The 14,271-nt window shown below is 44.6% G+C and carries 13 protein-coding genes and 1 pseudogene; 2 read left to right on the top strand and 12 right to left on the bottom strand.

Features of this window, described 5'->3' with window-relative positions; genetic code table 11:
* Positions 1-257 precede the first annotated feature (257 nt).
* Positions 258-878 (top strand): exopolysaccharide biosynthesis protein, encoded by a 621-nt coding sequence (locus C8R14_RS08530; RefSeq protein ID WP_011634173.1) that lies wholly within the window; start codon positions 258-260, stop codon positions 876-878.
* A gap of 1 nt (position 879) precedes the next feature.
* On the opposite strand, the gene C8R14_RS08525 is transcribed toward C8R14_RS08530, so the two are convergent.
* From C8R14_RS08525 to ribD, 7 genes and pseudogenes are all read right to left on the bottom strand, one after another.
* The gene (locus C8R14_RS08525) at positions 880-2,235 is read right to left on the bottom strand and encodes a phenylacetate--CoA ligase family protein (protein WP_011634172.1); all 1,356 of its coding nucleotides are present in this window, start codon (positions 2,233-2,235) and stop codon (positions 880-882) included.
* Positions 2,236-2,246: 11 nt separating this feature from the next.
* Complete coding sequence (locus C8R14_RS08520) at positions 2,247-3,524, bottom strand: glycosyltransferase (protein WP_011634171.1); 1,278 nt, start codon at positions 3,522-3,524, stop codon at positions 2,247-2,249.
* A 104-nt stretch (positions 3,525-3,628) separates the two neighbouring features.
* Positions 3,629-3,883, bottom strand: a complete 255-nt coding sequence (locus tag C8R14_RS08515) for a hypothetical protein (protein ID WP_041353468.1) — start codon at positions 3,881-3,883, stop codon at positions 3,629-3,631.
* A 116-nt stretch (positions 3,884-3,999) separates the two neighbouring features.
* Positions 4,000-4,575 (bottom strand): annotated as a pseudogene (locus tag C8R14_RS14095) (IS5 family transposase); the annotation flags it as partial.
* Between the two features lie 135 nt (positions 4,576-4,710).
* A complete protein-coding gene (locus tag C8R14_RS08500; RefSeq protein ID WP_011634168.1) occupies positions 4,711-6,033 on the bottom strand; it encodes a UDP-glucose dehydrogenase family protein in 1,323 nt (440 codons plus the stop codon).
* Positions 6,034-6,133: 100 nt separating this feature from the next.
* Positions 6,134-7,354 (bottom strand): TIGR04063 family PEP-CTERM/XrtA system glycosyltransferase, encoded by a 1,221-nt coding sequence (locus C8R14_RS08495; RefSeq protein ID WP_011634167.1) that lies wholly within the window; start codon positions 7,352-7,354, stop codon positions 6,134-6,136.
* Between the two features lie 105 nt (positions 7,355-7,459).
* Complete coding sequence (gene ribD, locus C8R14_RS08490) at positions 7,460-8,551, bottom strand: bifunctional diaminohydroxyphosphoribosylaminopyrimidine deaminase/5-amino-6-(5-phosphoribosylamino)uracil reductase RibD (RefSeq protein ID WP_049753154.1); 1,092 nt, start codon at positions 8,549-8,551, stop codon at positions 7,460-7,462.
* 212 nt (positions 8,552-8,763) lie between these two features.
* Here ribD and C8R14_RS08485 point away from each other — a divergent pair, with 212 nt between their 5' ends.
* Positions 8,764-9,294 (top strand): protein tyrosine phosphatase family protein, encoded by a 531-nt coding sequence (locus C8R14_RS08485; protein WP_011634165.1) that lies wholly within the window; start codon positions 8,764-8,766, stop codon positions 9,292-9,294.
* 54 nt (positions 9,295-9,348) lie between these two features.
* Here the strand turns inward: C8R14_RS08485 and C8R14_RS08480 are convergent, their stop codons facing one another.
* From C8R14_RS08480 to C8R14_RS08460, 5 genes are all read right to left on the bottom strand, one after another.
* A complete protein-coding gene (locus tag C8R14_RS08480; protein ID WP_041353467.1) occupies positions 9,349-10,731 on the bottom strand; it encodes a transporter family protein in 1,383 nt (460 codons plus the stop codon).
* A 23-nt stretch (positions 10,732-10,754) separates the two neighbouring features.
* On the bottom strand, positions 10,755-11,231 hold the full coding sequence (locus C8R14_RS08475) for a hypothetical protein (protein WP_107818415.1): 477 nt from the start codon (positions 11,229-11,231) through the stop codon (positions 10,755-10,757).
* Positions 11,232-11,279: 48 nt separating this feature from the next.
* Positions 11,280-11,897, bottom strand: coding sequence for a C39 family peptidase (locus C8R14_RS08470; protein ID WP_240142325.1), 618 nt, complete (start codon positions 11,895-11,897; stop codon positions 11,280-11,282).
* Between the two features lie 213 nt (positions 11,898-12,110).
* The gene (locus tag C8R14_RS08465) at positions 12,111-12,479 is read right to left on the bottom strand and encodes a hypothetical protein (protein ID WP_011634161.1); all 369 of its coding nucleotides are present in this window, start codon (positions 12,477-12,479) and stop codon (positions 12,111-12,113) included.
* Between the two features lie 131 nt (positions 12,480-12,610).
* Positions 12,611-13,966, bottom strand: coding sequence for a YadA family autotransporter adhesin (locus C8R14_RS08460; RefSeq protein ID WP_041353466.1), 1,356 nt, complete (start codon positions 13,964-13,966; stop codon positions 12,611-12,613).
* Between the last annotated feature and the right edge of the window lie 305 nt (positions 13,967-14,271).

Genomic DNA, 14,271 nt, shown 5'->3' with positions numbered 1-14,271 from the left:
AAAGAGATAACGTGTTCAAGACAACTAATATTTGCCACTGCAACCGATTGATATTGCCACAGGTCACCAGCGGTCGCAATGCTTTACAATTCGATAGTTTCGCGCACAGCCTCTACAGGAAGCAAATTCATAGAAACGGTAAAGAACATGATAAATCGCTCGTTGCCATACGGCTGTATTACAAAAACCCGGTAGAAAAGTAATCCTGGTAACAGAAATGGCCTGAATTTTATATCGAAACAACCAAGGAGGGAGTAGTGGAGGACAAAGAAAAAAATACGTCTGAATTATTACAACTGATTGTTATACAAAATAACAATGAGATGATCACTGTCGATCAGATCAAACATTCTCTGGATGAACGAGGATTTGCTGTATTGCTGGCTATTGCCACCTTGCCAATTTGTCTTCCTATTCCCGCCCCACCTGGTTTTACGACTGTTTTTGCTATTCCGCTTTTTATTTTTTCAGTACAGATGATATGCGGCATGAGGGCACCCTGGATTCCCCAGTGGCTGGCAAGGAAAGCAATAAGAAAAAAAACACTGGATAAACTGATCAACAAGATCACACCATGGTTGCGAAAAATAGAAAGACACCTGCACCCGCGGCTAACCTACATCAGCGTGCATGCCTGGGAGCGAATCATTGGCCTCTTCTCTTTTATTTTTTCAATTTCTATTGCGCTGCCCATTCCCTTGATCAATTTTTTGCCAGGCTGGGGTATTCTTATTATGTCGCTCGGATTACTCAGCAAAGATGGCCTGACCATTTTCGCCGGCATGATCGTCGGCACCATCGGCGTTGGAATAGCTCTGATAATCGTTGCATTGTTATGGATGGGAGTTCCGATACCATACCTGCATCCGGCTGATTAATTCAACCTGCAGCCACTTTGCTGATCACATAGCGAAATTTGCCTGATTTCTCGGCTGAAATTTCGGATACCTGCTCTATTTTGATTATTACACCCCGGCCCAACCGAGCCTGGAATAACGCAATAATCTGGCCTGTATCCACTTGACTCAAGCCGCCCTCAGTAACGATTAGTACGTGGGTAAGATCTATACTTTCCTGTATGATTTTAAATGTTTTTATCTGCGGCATATCTCGCAGGATGTAAATCAGTGCCAGGCCATGCATGACTGTACCATCCCGGGCGACGACGAAATCAGTGCTGCGACCCTGTATTTCCCTGATCAGCGGCAAGCCACGTCCGCAGTCACATACCTTGTCATCAAGCGTGCCAATATCACCGGTTCGATAACGAATAAAAGGAAAATCCCTGCTGGCCAGATGAGTCACGACAATCTCACCTGACTCCCCATGCGGGAGAGGATGGCCGTGAGAGTCGACAATTTCAACAATAATATCCTCAGCGGTAATATGCATCCCGCCTGCAGGGCATTCATGCGCAATAAAACCTGCATCCCGGCTGCCATAGCCATTTGCTACCCGGCAGCCAAACGTATCGCTGATCTGCTTACGCTGATCGCCATACAGCCGTTCAGATGTCACAAATGCCACCTTAATACCCAGATTGCGCATGATGATGCCGGTTTTATCAGCATGTTTCGCGATATGGGATAAAGCTGAGGGATAGCCAAACAACATTTTGGGTCGAAATTCACAGATAGTACTGAGGAAACTCTCTACTTTTTGATCAGACATTTCAAATGCCGGTAGCAATTTGCTGCGAAACAGACGGTCGCGCACGGCACGTAATGCATCCTGCGCCCCCAACTCGATTGGAGAGCCCCACACCACAATCTCCGGATCTCCTATATCCACTCCCCACCAACGTGTAGCACGCCACTTGGCAGCGATATCGTGACTGACACGCTCTTTCCCGATAAAAAACACCAGCGGCTCGCCACTTGATCCACCCGTATTGAAGCGAGCCAGATGACGCGCCTGATTGGATTTAAGTGCTTCCAGATTGGCACGAATCGCTGGTTTGTCCAGAAAAGGTAGATGCTGCAAATCAGCCAACACATTTATCTTTTCCGGCTGAAAATTTAACCCGGCAAATAGTTTTTGGTAATAAGGAACATGAGTATTCGCGTAGATGAGTAATTGACGCAATCTTTCAATCTGTAACTGTGTAATCTCTTCAGGAGAAAACCACTGGGTGTTCTCCATAGACTTACGCACATTAACACTGCTGTGTTTTTTAATCTGTTCATGAAGTGGAAAAAGAAACCTGGATACCAAATGAGTACTAATATTAGGCATAAACTTACTGTCTATCTTAATGATCCATATCGTTTCGCCTGCTCTGATTGAGCAGCAATTTTCGTAAATTCTTCTACAAGCACAGCAACTCTCTGATCCCAAGAATTTTTATATGCATAATCAATAATTTTTTGCTGATTCCAATTGCTCTTTAAAGCATTATCAATCGCCGACCTAAGTGCCTGTTGATCATTAAAGGGTACTAATTTACCTAACTCTGTATTACAGACGACTTCAGCATTCCCTCCCACATTAGTAGTGACAACTGGCAAGCCACAAGCCATCGCTTCAAGAAATACATTGGCCCAGCCTTCGTTTCTTGTAGCAAGCACAAACAGATCAGCGGCTGAAAGCAGGATTTTCAAACGATCCGGCGAAACAATACCCAGAAATCGGACATGCTCCTCCAGCCCGGATTCAGAAACTTGTTGCTTCAATCTCCCAGTCCAGTCACCCTCGGCACTTGCCCCACCTGCTATCAGAAACCGAATATCAGGATAAATTTTTCTTAAATCAGGCAAGCACTCGATAACACGGTGAAACCCCTTACGTTCACAAAGACCACCCACTGACACCAATATTGGTATATCTTCCGGTATCCCCAAGCTCCTGCGTGCTTCAAGCCGATCAACACGACAAAATTTATCAAGATCTACACCATTTCCTACTACGAGTATTTTGCCTTCCTGAATTCCGACTGTCACCGCTACTCGCTTTAAAGAATCCGATACTGAAAAAATTTTTACGGCACGTATCATGGCTTTACGCATGAGGAAACGGTATAAAAATCTACAGGAAAGCCGCGCTTCCGTCCCTCGCAAGGTAATAGTGACGGGAACTCGAAACCATTTTCCCAAAAGGCTTGCAGCGTACCCATCCGGATAAGCAAAATGTGCATCAATAATCTGAAAATCGAAACGTTGCTTAAGCTGCCACAAAGTCAGCAAACTACCTAATGCCATGAAAAAACCATCCAGAAATTTCAGAAATCCAGGTACAGAAAAAAAACGTGGATGGTAAATTTCAAAATCTTGCTGATACTCCTGATAAGGTGCATCTGGCCTGAAATGAGGGCGCCAGCGGCGCAGAATCCCCTGCAATGGGAACCAAGGAACAGGAGCAATTACCACAAGCGGCAGATGTTTACCCACTCGAAACATACGCTCACGAATGAACAATCCCGCATTAGGCTGACCGGGATGTGGAAAAAGTGAAGTAAATACAACAACCCCAAGATCGCTATCATTGCCTTTATCCCTATTCTTCACTTCCCATGGAGTGTGTCTCATACTACTAAAACCATAATTATTTGATCAAAAAAGATAATAACAAATCATCTATGACAGTAGCATTCAATAAAATATCTTAAAAGAAGAAAATTGGAATCATAAAATCATGTATTAACTTTAACTTTAATAAGTACGCCCCAGAAACTAAGCCACGACAAATCTTCATCAGAAATATCTTGAAATGATTCAGCAAGATATGACCTGATCGATTTAATATTCTGCTCTTCAACAAACAAGGTAAAAGTAAGACACATTAAAATTGTGGCAAAACCTGTGGTAGCCAAAGCTCCGGTAGTAGTTAACATGCCACTACTAATTAGGAACTCCTTTATAGGAACTCCTTTATAGGTTATATCCATGATCCATGTAGTCTGTAACTCTTTAAATCTACCTCATGTAGTACTACCAAACTACCTTCATGCAATACCTCGAGCTATAGTCAAATACTGCTTGCTGTATGGAGGATCAGGCGGCCACCAGTTTTGGAGTTCCACTTCCCTGGAATGACTGCCTTGGCACCTTGCTGTTCGATTTGATCGCGTATGATCTGACTGTCTAGCCTTTGCCTGCAATAATAGATTGAGCCGCACCCAGCCTGAATAGCAAAGCCGATGCGTGTGTGCAATCATTGATCTGACCACCGGTAATATCGAATACGATGGAAAGTCTGTGGGCATCACCGCCATGCGAATCTTGCAAGTATACCGCCCCAGCTTTTTCCGATTGCCTTATCCTTTCCACTCGCACTGTGCTGGTGAGCCTTGATATAGAACTACCATAGATGAAAACCCGCTCCATGTCCGGCTCAACCACCAGAGCCTGAAATACCTTGAGCCATTTTCCGCTGGCAGACCAGGCGGTGAATCGTTTATAAATCTTGCTCCAGTTCCCGAATACCCTTAGGTAAACCTCTCCAGGAAGAACCAGTACGCATGCGGTACAGCATGCCTTCGATAATCATACGCAAATCTTGCTTGTTGTAGAGGTTATTGTGAAGCAAAATGGTCAGTGGCTTTGACCAGAGCTCAGCATTGAGCAGTAATCGGGGCATTGCAAGCTCGTATTGCTGTTGTGTGAGAACTACAACGGCAATACGAGTCTGTTCTTATGAAGCAAGAAGACAGCCTGAAACGGCAACAGACCCTAATCAGGTAAAATTTTATACGCAAGCGACATCTGCACTGGTTCACGGCCTGCCGATAGAAAAATACTCAAATCCTTCGGTTCGGATACTATCTGGATCGTATATATTACGTCCGTCAAAAATTACTGCATTCCTGAGCTTACGCCGGATTTCACTGAAATCCGGAGAACGGAACATCTTCCACTCTGTTACAACAATGAGTGCATCAGCACCTTCCAAAGCTGACATAGATGAATTTGCCAGTTTTAGGCCGGGTTCACTCGCGAAAAGTCTTTTTGTCTCATCCATCGCCACCGGATCATAAGCAGAAACAGCAGCACCCTGCGCCAACAAACCGGTAATCAGCATTCTACTGGGAGCTTCCCGCATATCATCTGTATTGGGTTTAAAAGCAAGTCCCCACAGCGCAAATGTTTTACCTGAAAGATCAGAGCCAAATCTTGCCCGAATTTTGTCAAGCAAGACCTCTTTCTGACGAGCATTCACAGCTTCTACCGCTTCCAGAATTTTTAATCCAGTTCCATTTTCTCTTGCAGTGCGTTGCAATGCCTTAACATCCTTGGGAAAACAAGATCCCCCATAACCGCAACCCGCATACAGAAAATGATAACCAATACGTGGATCAGAACCGATCCCCCGACGAACATGCTCGATATCGGCTCCCAATTTCTCAGCTAGTAATGCCAGCTCATTCATAAATGAAATGCGTGTTGCCAGCATAGCATTGGCAGCATATTTGGTCAGCTCGGCTGATCTGGCATCCATTACGACCAGCCGGTCATGATTTCGGTTAAAAGGCGTATATAATGTCCGTAAAAGTTCTATGGCCTTATCATCATCTGCGCCGATAACGATCCGATCCGGGCGCATAAAATCGTCTACAGCAGCACCCTCTTTCAAAAACTCCGGATTGGATGCAACACTGAAATCAATCTCAACACCACGTTTTGCCAATTCTTCATAAATAACTCCGCGTACTCTATCTACAGTCCCCACAGGAACGGTGGATTTATCCACAATCAGCTTATAATCCTGCATATTCTGGCCAATTGCCCGTGCTGCCGTCGTAACGTATTGCATATCGGCAGAACCATCCTCATCTGGCGGGGTCCCGACTGCGATAAATTGTACCAACCCGTGATCCGTACATTCTGCCTGATCCAAAGTAAAGCGCAAACGGCCTACGGATACATTGCGCCTGACCATGTCTTCTAGATCAGGTTCATAAATCGGAATCTCACCTTGTTTCAACAAATTGATCTTATTGACGTCCACATCCAGGCATAACACATCGTTGCCCACTTCAGCCAGACAAGTACCTGTTACCAGTCCGACATAGCCAGTTCCAATTACACTTATTTTCATAATTTTCTACCCATTTTCATCTTATCTCAAAGTAAACGTCCAAGCCACGGCACAAATTTAACTCACATATTTTCCGCTTTGAATATCTACCCAGAAACAATCATCTTTTGTTTTTTTGTCTGTTAAGTAAATCACAATAAACAAACTGGTATCTGTCCACACTTTTCCGCCAGTTGCGTTCGGTCTCTACAAATTTCCGTCCTGCTCTGCGCAATTCTTCCCATTGCTGAGGGGTGTTCAGAAGTGTTCCGACCTTCTCTGCCAATGAATGGGGATCACCAGATTTAAACAAGATACCATTATGATTGTCGCGGATCAGCTCCCGGTGGCCACCGACATCCGAGGCAGCCAACACCCTGCCCTGCGCCATAGCTTCCAGCGGCTTTAAAGGAGTGACGAGATCGGTAAGGCGCATGGAAAGGCGGGGATAAACCAGCACATCAATCAAATCATAATAAAATTGAACCTGATCATGCGGCACACGGCCGGTGAAGATAACCTCATCTTCTATACCAAGCTGGCTGGCCAGTTGCCGCAACTGTTTATCCTGTGGCCCGCCTCCAACCAGTAGTACGCGCAAATCAGGATGGTACGGTGACATGAGCGGCAAGGCTTGTAGCAGGATATCCAGGCCTTCATAGGCATAGAACGAACCAATAAAACCAATAACCTGCTTGTGCCTGAGCCCCAATCGTTCTCTCAGCGATTCATCAGCAGGATATGTTGACACAAACTGCTCAATATCGACAGCATTAGGGATAATGGTGATTTTTTCCGGCGCAATCCCCCGCCCGATCATGTCGTTGCGCAACCCTTCGCAAATCGTGGTGATTGCATCCACATGCCGTAATGCATAATTTTCCAGGCTGCGCGTTAGACGATAGCGCATGCCCCATTCCCGGCTGGTACCGTGATCCACGGCCGCATCTTCCCAGAATGCTCTGACTTCATAAACGACAGGAATCCCTGATTTACGAGCAACACGCAAGGCAGGAATAGCATTGAGCGCCGGAGAATGCGCGTGCAGAATATCGGGCTTGACGGACTGAACAATCTCGATAAGGCGATCAGTCAAGCTACTCATAACAGCAACCTGATTCAGAACGGGCAACTTGTTGACAGGATGCGCACGCCTGGGTGTCCGGAAGAAATGCCAGTCATCAACATCTTCTTCTAACATGGTTAAGCCAGCATGTTTGGCACTCGTCACATGGAATGTCTCCCAGCCAAGAGCACGCTGTTCTTTCAAAATTGCCAGGGTACGAAATGTATAACCGCTGTGTAACGGGATGGAGTGATCCAGAATGTGCAGAATACGCATAATTTAGTTTTCAGCCGGATAAAATTCAGATAACGGTACCATCGATATTTTTCCAACGACAAAACCCCTTCTTTCTTTATTACCACGCAATTTCTGTATCCTTTCTTATTTGATAAATCTTGCTACCAGACGGATATCTATTCCGATTTTCCGAATATCAGTTATCTGTAAATTATATTTCTCTGATAAATCTGTAATTTCGGGTAGTACCAGCATTGCTTGCGCCGAATTACCCAACAGGTTAGGGGCAAAATAAAAAATAATCTCATCTATCAATTCGGCTGCTACCAACGCCCCGTTCAACACTGGACCTGCTTCAACCAGCAGCTCATTGATACCCAATTCGGCCAGTTTCGTTATCATTGCTTTAAGATCAACTTTACCTGCCAGATCAGGCAGAACAACGACATGAGCACCCGCATCCTCCAGAAGATGTATTTTTCCCCTGTCAGCCTGCACCGTAAAAATCCAGGTTGTATCAGCATTTTCCAGCAGTTTTGCCTGTAGAGGAATTTCCAGATTCGAATCCAGAACGATACGTATGGGTTGCCTCGAAGTCTCGATATATCGTACTGTCAACAGTGGATCATCCACCTTTACTGAATTGACTCCCGTTAATATTGCACATGAACGGGCACGCCACCTATGGCCATCCTGTCGAGCTGGCTCGCCTGTAATCCACTGGCTTTTCCCATTTTTCAATGCAATCCTGCCATCCAGGCTGGCCGCTATCTTAGTTCGTATCCACGGTCGGCTATGGTGCATCCGGGTAATAAATCCAATATTCAGTTGCTGTGCTTCATCCTCCAACAAGCCTGTTTGCACTTCAACTCCGGCTTTCTGCAGCTTCTCCTTTCCTTGACCGTTTACATGAGGATTAGGGTCATCCATTGCCATAATCACTCTGCATACCTCAGCGCAAATCAAAGCTTCAACGCATGGCGGTGTACGACCATGATGACTGCAAGGTTCCAGTGTTACGTAAACTGTAGCACCTCTGGCCAAATCCCCCGCTTCCCGCAACGCATTGATTTCTGCATGCGATTCCCCCACCCGCTCATGCCATCCAGTTCCGACTACCTTGCCATCATTTACAATCACACACCCTACACGCGGATTCGGGCTTGTGGTAAACAACCCTCTTTCTGCCAACTGTAAGGCATGCGACATGTGCATATAATCTGAAGCAGTAAACACTTGTTTTATCATCCCTTTAAGAAAGATAAATCGATAATGCACGATCACCTTAATTTATCAGTACGATCTATCCCTCCTTTCAACAACTCAAAAAATCAATCGCCAGATCTAATTAGGTAACTATTATCATTGCATAATTTATATCGGCTCTTTTACCTGTCCCGGTATTCATGCTACGATTTTCGTACATTATTTTACAGTTGGAGGTAAAAATGTTTTTTGCGAGGACAATTATCACCCTTCTCGTCTTATCGTCGACAAGCTTGGTGTTCGCTAAAGATCAGGTACCGTATGCTACGCAGGTTAATGATCTGATGCGCTATTATCGTGTCACTCCCCAAATTGCCACTTCTGGAGCTCTTACTCATGACAGCATTCAAGAGCTGGTCAAGCACAGCTTCAACACTGTAATTGATTTACGTATTGAATCGGAAGGTACACCAAATGAAAGAAAAGCTGTCGAAGCAGCTGGAATGACCTATATCAATATTCCCGTTACCAATGACGGCGTAAATGAATCACAATTGATAGCCTTTAAGCGGGTTCTGGAACAAGCATCTCCTCCTTTTCTGGTACATTGCGCAACTGGCAACCGGGCAGGCGCCATGTGGACGGCTTATCGACTGAAGGAAGGTATTTCTCCAGAAATCGCCTTCAAGGAAGGACGTGCTGCTGGTATGAGTGTCGGCATGGAAGAAAAAATCAAGAAATACTGGTGTGCCAAGATTGAGGGTGGATGTTAAGCAGATCTATCCATCATTTCGCAACAGAGAATACCCGCCCCTCTGTTTTTGTACCTAAAATACCATGGGCATTCTAAAACTGAGTCTGACATCCTGTGCATCATTGGTTGTGCCTATAGCAACAGAGAAATTCAAGGTGGTCTGCTGCGAATATTTGAATGCATAGCCAAGCAGTAACTGTCCTATATCCAGCTGACTACCTTTCAATGTACGGTTATTTATTTTGGTGTTAAAAATGTGACGATGGCCATACCCGATATTGAAAGACGAGCGCTCGTTGATCCCGAACCCCATACCAAAAGTCATACCCACCGCATAACCTGGATCGACCTTAAATTTGTCGCCTGATCCATCAAGTGCCTTTTCCTTAGTGCCCATATTATAGTTATAGGCCAGATTTGCGAAGAATACGGCCGGGTCAGTCGCGTAAAGTGCAGTTACACTTGGCTCAAAGCTGAAGAAACCAGATCCTGTAGGAACCTCGGTAGGAAATATAGCTCCAGGAACTCCTTGTGCTCGTGCATATTTAATATCAAAAGGGCCTTTGCCCGTAGGCGCTGTAGCTCGCATATTTCCCACCAGAATAGGCCACCCTCCCGCTCCCGAGTTAAGCTGATAGCGAGCAGCAAATTCAATGTCTCCCAAACCATTTCCAGATGCGTTGAATGTTTCATCAATCCCCGCACCAATGCTGACCGGCCTGGAGCGTTGCTCATCAAAACGTGCACGATAAGGGACTCTTGCTTCGATCTCAAGACGGTCTGTCACGCCATAACGAGCTCCAATGCTTGCCATCATGCTATGTTGATCTACCTGGCGGATATCTATCAAGCCGATAGCAATTGCCGGGATAAATGTAAATGCATCCAGAAAAACCCGATTACTGTCTGTAAAAGCATATTCCAGCGCAGGCTCAATCACAATTTTTCCGTGGCGTGTCAGTACCCCCCCTACTGCGTCACTCAATCTGGGCATTTCAGGTGGTCTTGGTTTTTCATCCTGTTTGGGGGGTGCCTGCCCTACCGGCTTTGATGGAAGATTACTGGATTCTGCACGCACCTGAACATGATCAGTATTTTTATTAATCGGTTTAGCAGCCGTCGTCTTTGGTGGAGAAGATTGTGATGGGTGGGATGCTCCATTTTTAGCAGCAGTATTTCCAGAGGAATTGCGATCAGCTGATTGCGAGGTAATCAAAGAATCCAGGCGAGCTTTCAGATTCTCAATTTCCTTTCCCTGCTCAATGATAGTCTGTCGCTGCTTCTCAAATTCCTTTTGTTGCTGTGCAAAAAGAGATTTATATTGCTCAAGCACTTCATCTGCTGACCTTCCTGCTTGAGCGTAAATGACGAGAAATACTGCGAGACAACCTGCGAATAATTTGTACATCATACTACCCGTCAACTGACCAACTTCTTTAGGTACATCTCTTTTCATATCCAGCAACGTAAATGATTAAACTATCGCAATAATGCCGGAGCCAGAAATTCAGTAAAAATACGATGATTACTGCCATTCGCCATCACTTCCTTCAAGTTGCTCACCTCTATGTTGATTTTTGTCAGTGCATCAATATGCTGACTATCCAGCGTGTTCTGAATAAAAGAACTGAGTTGCGGCATTGCAACAGAATCAGGTATCGAATTTTGCATACCCGTCTGTAAAACCACACTTTCTCCAGGAACTTGCATGGAAGATGAATGCACCAGCATATCATTCAAATGAATAAATTTTTCCAGATTCATATCAATGTGTATGCCGTTTGGAAGAACAAACCCTCCTCTTAATGTTGAAAGCTCTTCATCTGTTACTCGCTCCCATTCCTGGTGAAAATGATCTTGTGCCGACGTTCTAGTATTCAAATCCTCTGCATATGCCGCAACCATGGAACAAGACAGTACCAACATAGCAAGACATGATTGAATATTTTTAACCATCAGACGAAAACTCTTGATTCTCATTTTTCCCCCGCGCTGTACGAATTATCAAAAGTCCCAAGGGCCTGGGTGCAATACATTAAAAACTCCCAAACTTGATCGATCAACAGCCTCACCCAGCGGAGCCACTCTGCCCACCCATTCCTGATATATTTTTTGATAGCTTACTTCAGGATCGCGATTATCATGGATCAGAAATAAAATACGATTCCCCCACATTTCTTCAAATTCGGAACGATCCATGGATTTAACACCCTGAGCCGGATCACCTAATAAAATTTTGAATTCATCCACTCCCTTAATGATGACAAAGTGCATGTAACCATTATGGTTGATAATGGTAATAGCTGGATTTCCAGTAGAACGCAATTTGTTCAGATCAATCTTGAAACCATCCGAGCGATATCCTCTGCGTTCAAGATACCGTTTCATATCCAGCATGGAAAAGCCTTCCCGTTTTATTTTTTCCTGATTTCCATGCTGAAACATGTCGATAAATACAGATTGCTCGTCTACCGTATCGTCATAATGAAAAGTAAGTAGGCTCGCCAGAGCAGCAGAACCGCAGCTGAAATCATACTGCTGCCGATAAACAGTATTGAAACGCCGTTCTGCAAAAGTTTTTACTTGTATATTAAAGTTAGCACCACCTACCATATCGATCATATCCATCCCTGATACTTCACTACAAGGAATTATCAGGATCCCTAATAAAGCAAACGTGATCAGAGACAGTCTCATATGCGATTTTGTCCTGGAGTAACTAAAATTGCTTACCACCTCATGCAAACTATGTAATAAATCTCAAGCAGCTAACAAAACATAAACCGTGTGTGCTTTATATGTTATCGGCTGTTCTCTCAAAATATTCAATCTAAATCAGGGTAATATCGTTACATTAATAATTGTCGAATCCTGAATAAGAACATTGTTACCCGAATTCTGAATCACTGAAAACATACCCCCTGATCCGGCAAAAGAACCGCTGTCAATCATATTAAAGCCACTAGCATTGTTCGTTGCTGTATTGCCAGAGAGAAGTGCACGAACATTCATATTGTTCAAGGTAGTTACATCAATACCCTCTCGGCCTGTCGCCCCATCAAGCTCCTCCAAGGAAGCTCTTTCTGCATGAGGAAGGTATGCATCCTCAACCGCCATCAATTCTGTACCGGATGCCGCGTAAATCATGCTAACAGGCATGAATAATGCAAACGCAATCAAGCCTTTTCTGATATCGGCTTTCATACCGACCTCCACATATTGCTTATATTTATATCTTCTGTTTTAGCAAAAAAAACTGGCAAGCAATATCATTACTGCTTGCCAGTTAGAAGAGTTACATTATTAACTCAAGTTGTAATTATCCAAACTTACAATTATTGGTTAACGTTTACATTACCCTGGAAGGAAACTTGCTGTTGAACCAGTGAGCTGGATCCAAGGTTCTGAGCAACTTGATTCAGGCCTGCACCATTGAACGAATCAGAAATATTGTTGCTTAAACTTCCACCTGAAAGTGCAACAGCTTCTTCAACTGACAAACCACCAGCTGACTGACCTGTTACAGATCCTTCCAATGCTGAATTGTTAACAGAATAGGTAGCTGTCGCATCGCCACCATTGGATGCTGCACTGCCATTGCTTGCAGTAGTTTGGCTGTTATCACTGTTGTTGGTGTTGTCTACAGTTGCAGTACCGCCATTGTTGGCAGCTGCGGATTGGCCTTCAGCAGATGCAGAGCTGTTATCACTATGATCGCTGTTGTCAACCGTGGCTGTACTACCATTGTTAGCTGCAGCACTGCCTTGGCCACTCGCATCAGCCAAGCTGTTGTCACTGTTATCGCTGTTGTCGCTGTTGTCGCTGTTGTCAGCAGTAGCGGTACTTCCATTATTGGCAGCAGTACCATAGCCGTCAGCATACGCAGAGCTGTTGTCGTTATTGCTATCAGCGGTGTTGGTGCTGTTATCGCTGCTGTCGTTATTGCTGTCAGCAGTGTTGGTGCTGTTATCGCTGCTGTCGTTATTGCTGTCAGCAGTGTTGGTGCTGTTGTCGTTGCCGTTGTTGTCAGCAGTGCTCGAGTTGGTGCTGTTGTCGTTACCATTGTTGTCAGCAGTGCTCGAGTTGGTGCTGTTGTCGTTGCCGTTGTTGTCAGCAGTACTCGAGTTGGTGCTGTTGTCGTTACCATTGTTGTCAGCAGTACTCGAGTTGGTGCTGTTGTCGTTACCATTGTTGTCAGCAGTGCTCGAGTTGGTGCTGTTGTCGTTACCGTTGTTGTCAGCAGTGCTCGAGTTGGTGCTGTTGTCGTTACCGTTGTTGTCAGCAGTGCTCGAGTTGGTGCTGTTGTCGTTACCGTTGTTGTCAGCAGTGCTCGAGTTGGTGCTGTTGTCGTTACCGTTGTTGTCAGCAGTGCTCGAGTTGGTGCTGTTGTCGTTACCGTTGTTGTCAGCAGTGCTCGAGTTGGTGCTGTTGTCGTTACCGTTGTTGTCAGCAGTGCTCGAGTTGGTGCTGTTGTCGTTACCGTTGTTGTCAGCAGTACTTGTGTTGCCATCAGCGGAGGTTGTATTGCCGTTTGCTGTGCTTGCAGTACTTCCGTCACCTTTGACTCCAGCAGAATCAGCTACAGCTATATTTGGCAGCGGTGCCGCGCCGTCAACTGCCCAAGCATTACCTGCAAAACCAAACGCCAGAACGATACTGGCAGCCAGAATTTTTTTAGAAAATTGATCCATGGTATTTTCCTTTAATATCAACTATTTAATTAAATATAGATATTGCATAACATCTATTGCATTACTCAACAAGGCGAATGTCGCTAATCAACCACAACCCTTGTCGAGTCGAGATACTAATGAAATTACTGTCACAGTGGCAATACTGCAATTGCATACAAGCTATAATTCCAGTACAAAAAAATATATTTGCTCCATAAAGCTCACCTGATATTTATGTCGTAAAATTTAACAGTTACCGATAAAATACTTTTTTTAAAAAAAATAACTTTTAATAATCAATATATTAAATATATTGGCATAGT

The sequence above is a fragment of the Nitrosomonas eutropha genome, assembly GCF_003201195.1.
Taxonomy (GTDB): domain Bacteria; phylum Pseudomonadota; class Gammaproteobacteria; order Burkholderiales; family Nitrosomonadaceae; genus Nitrosomonas; species Nitrosomonas eutropha.
The sequence above is the reverse complement of the archived record's forward strand: the minus strand, read 5'-3'. Positions and strand labels throughout refer to the sequence as shown.

Bases quoted from the DNA above. Each gene is read 5' to 3' on its own strand.
- C8R14_RS08520 (WP_011634171.1), bottom strand. From the start codon at position 3,524: ATGAGACACACTCCATGGGAAGTGAAGAATAGGGATAAAGGCAATGAT.
- C8R14_RS08465 (WP_011634161.1), bottom strand. From the start codon at position 12,479: ATGAAAGCCGATATCAGAAAAGGCTTGATTGCGTTTGCATTATTCATG.
- C8R14_RS08480 (WP_041353467.1), bottom strand. From the start codon at position 10,731: ATGAAAAGAGATGTACCTAAAGAAGTTGGTCAGTTGACGGGTAGTATG.
- C8R14_RS08525 (WP_011634172.1), bottom strand. From the start codon at position 2,235: ATGCCTAATATTAGTACTCATTTGGTATCCAGGTTTCTTTTTCCACTT.
- C8R14_RS08500 (WP_011634168.1), bottom strand. From the start codon at position 6,033: ATGAAAATAAGTGTAATTGGAACTGGCTATGTCGGACTGGTAACAGGT.
- C8R14_RS08515 (WP_041353468.1), bottom strand. From the start codon at position 3,883: ATGGATATAACCTATAAAGGAGTTCCTATAAAGGAGTTCCTAATTAGT.
- C8R14_RS08485 (WP_011634165.1), top strand. From the start codon at position 8,764: ATGTTTTTTGCGAGGACAATTATCACCCTTCTCGTCTTATCGTCGACA.
- C8R14_RS08460 (WP_041353466.1), bottom strand. From the start codon at position 13,966: ATGGATCAATTTTCTAAAAAAATTCTGGCTGCCAGTATCGTTCTGGCG.
- C8R14_RS08495 (WP_011634167.1), bottom strand. From the start codon at position 7,354: ATGCGTATTCTGCACATTCTGGATCACTCCATCCCGTTACACAGCGGT.
- C8R14_RS08470 (WP_240142325.1), bottom strand. From the start codon at position 11,897: ATGATCGATATGGTAGGTGGTGCTAACTTTAATATACAAGTAAAAACT.
- C8R14_RS08475 (WP_107818415.1), bottom strand. From the start codon at position 11,231: ATGGTTAAAAATATTCAATCATGTCTTGCTATGTTGGTACTGTCTTGT.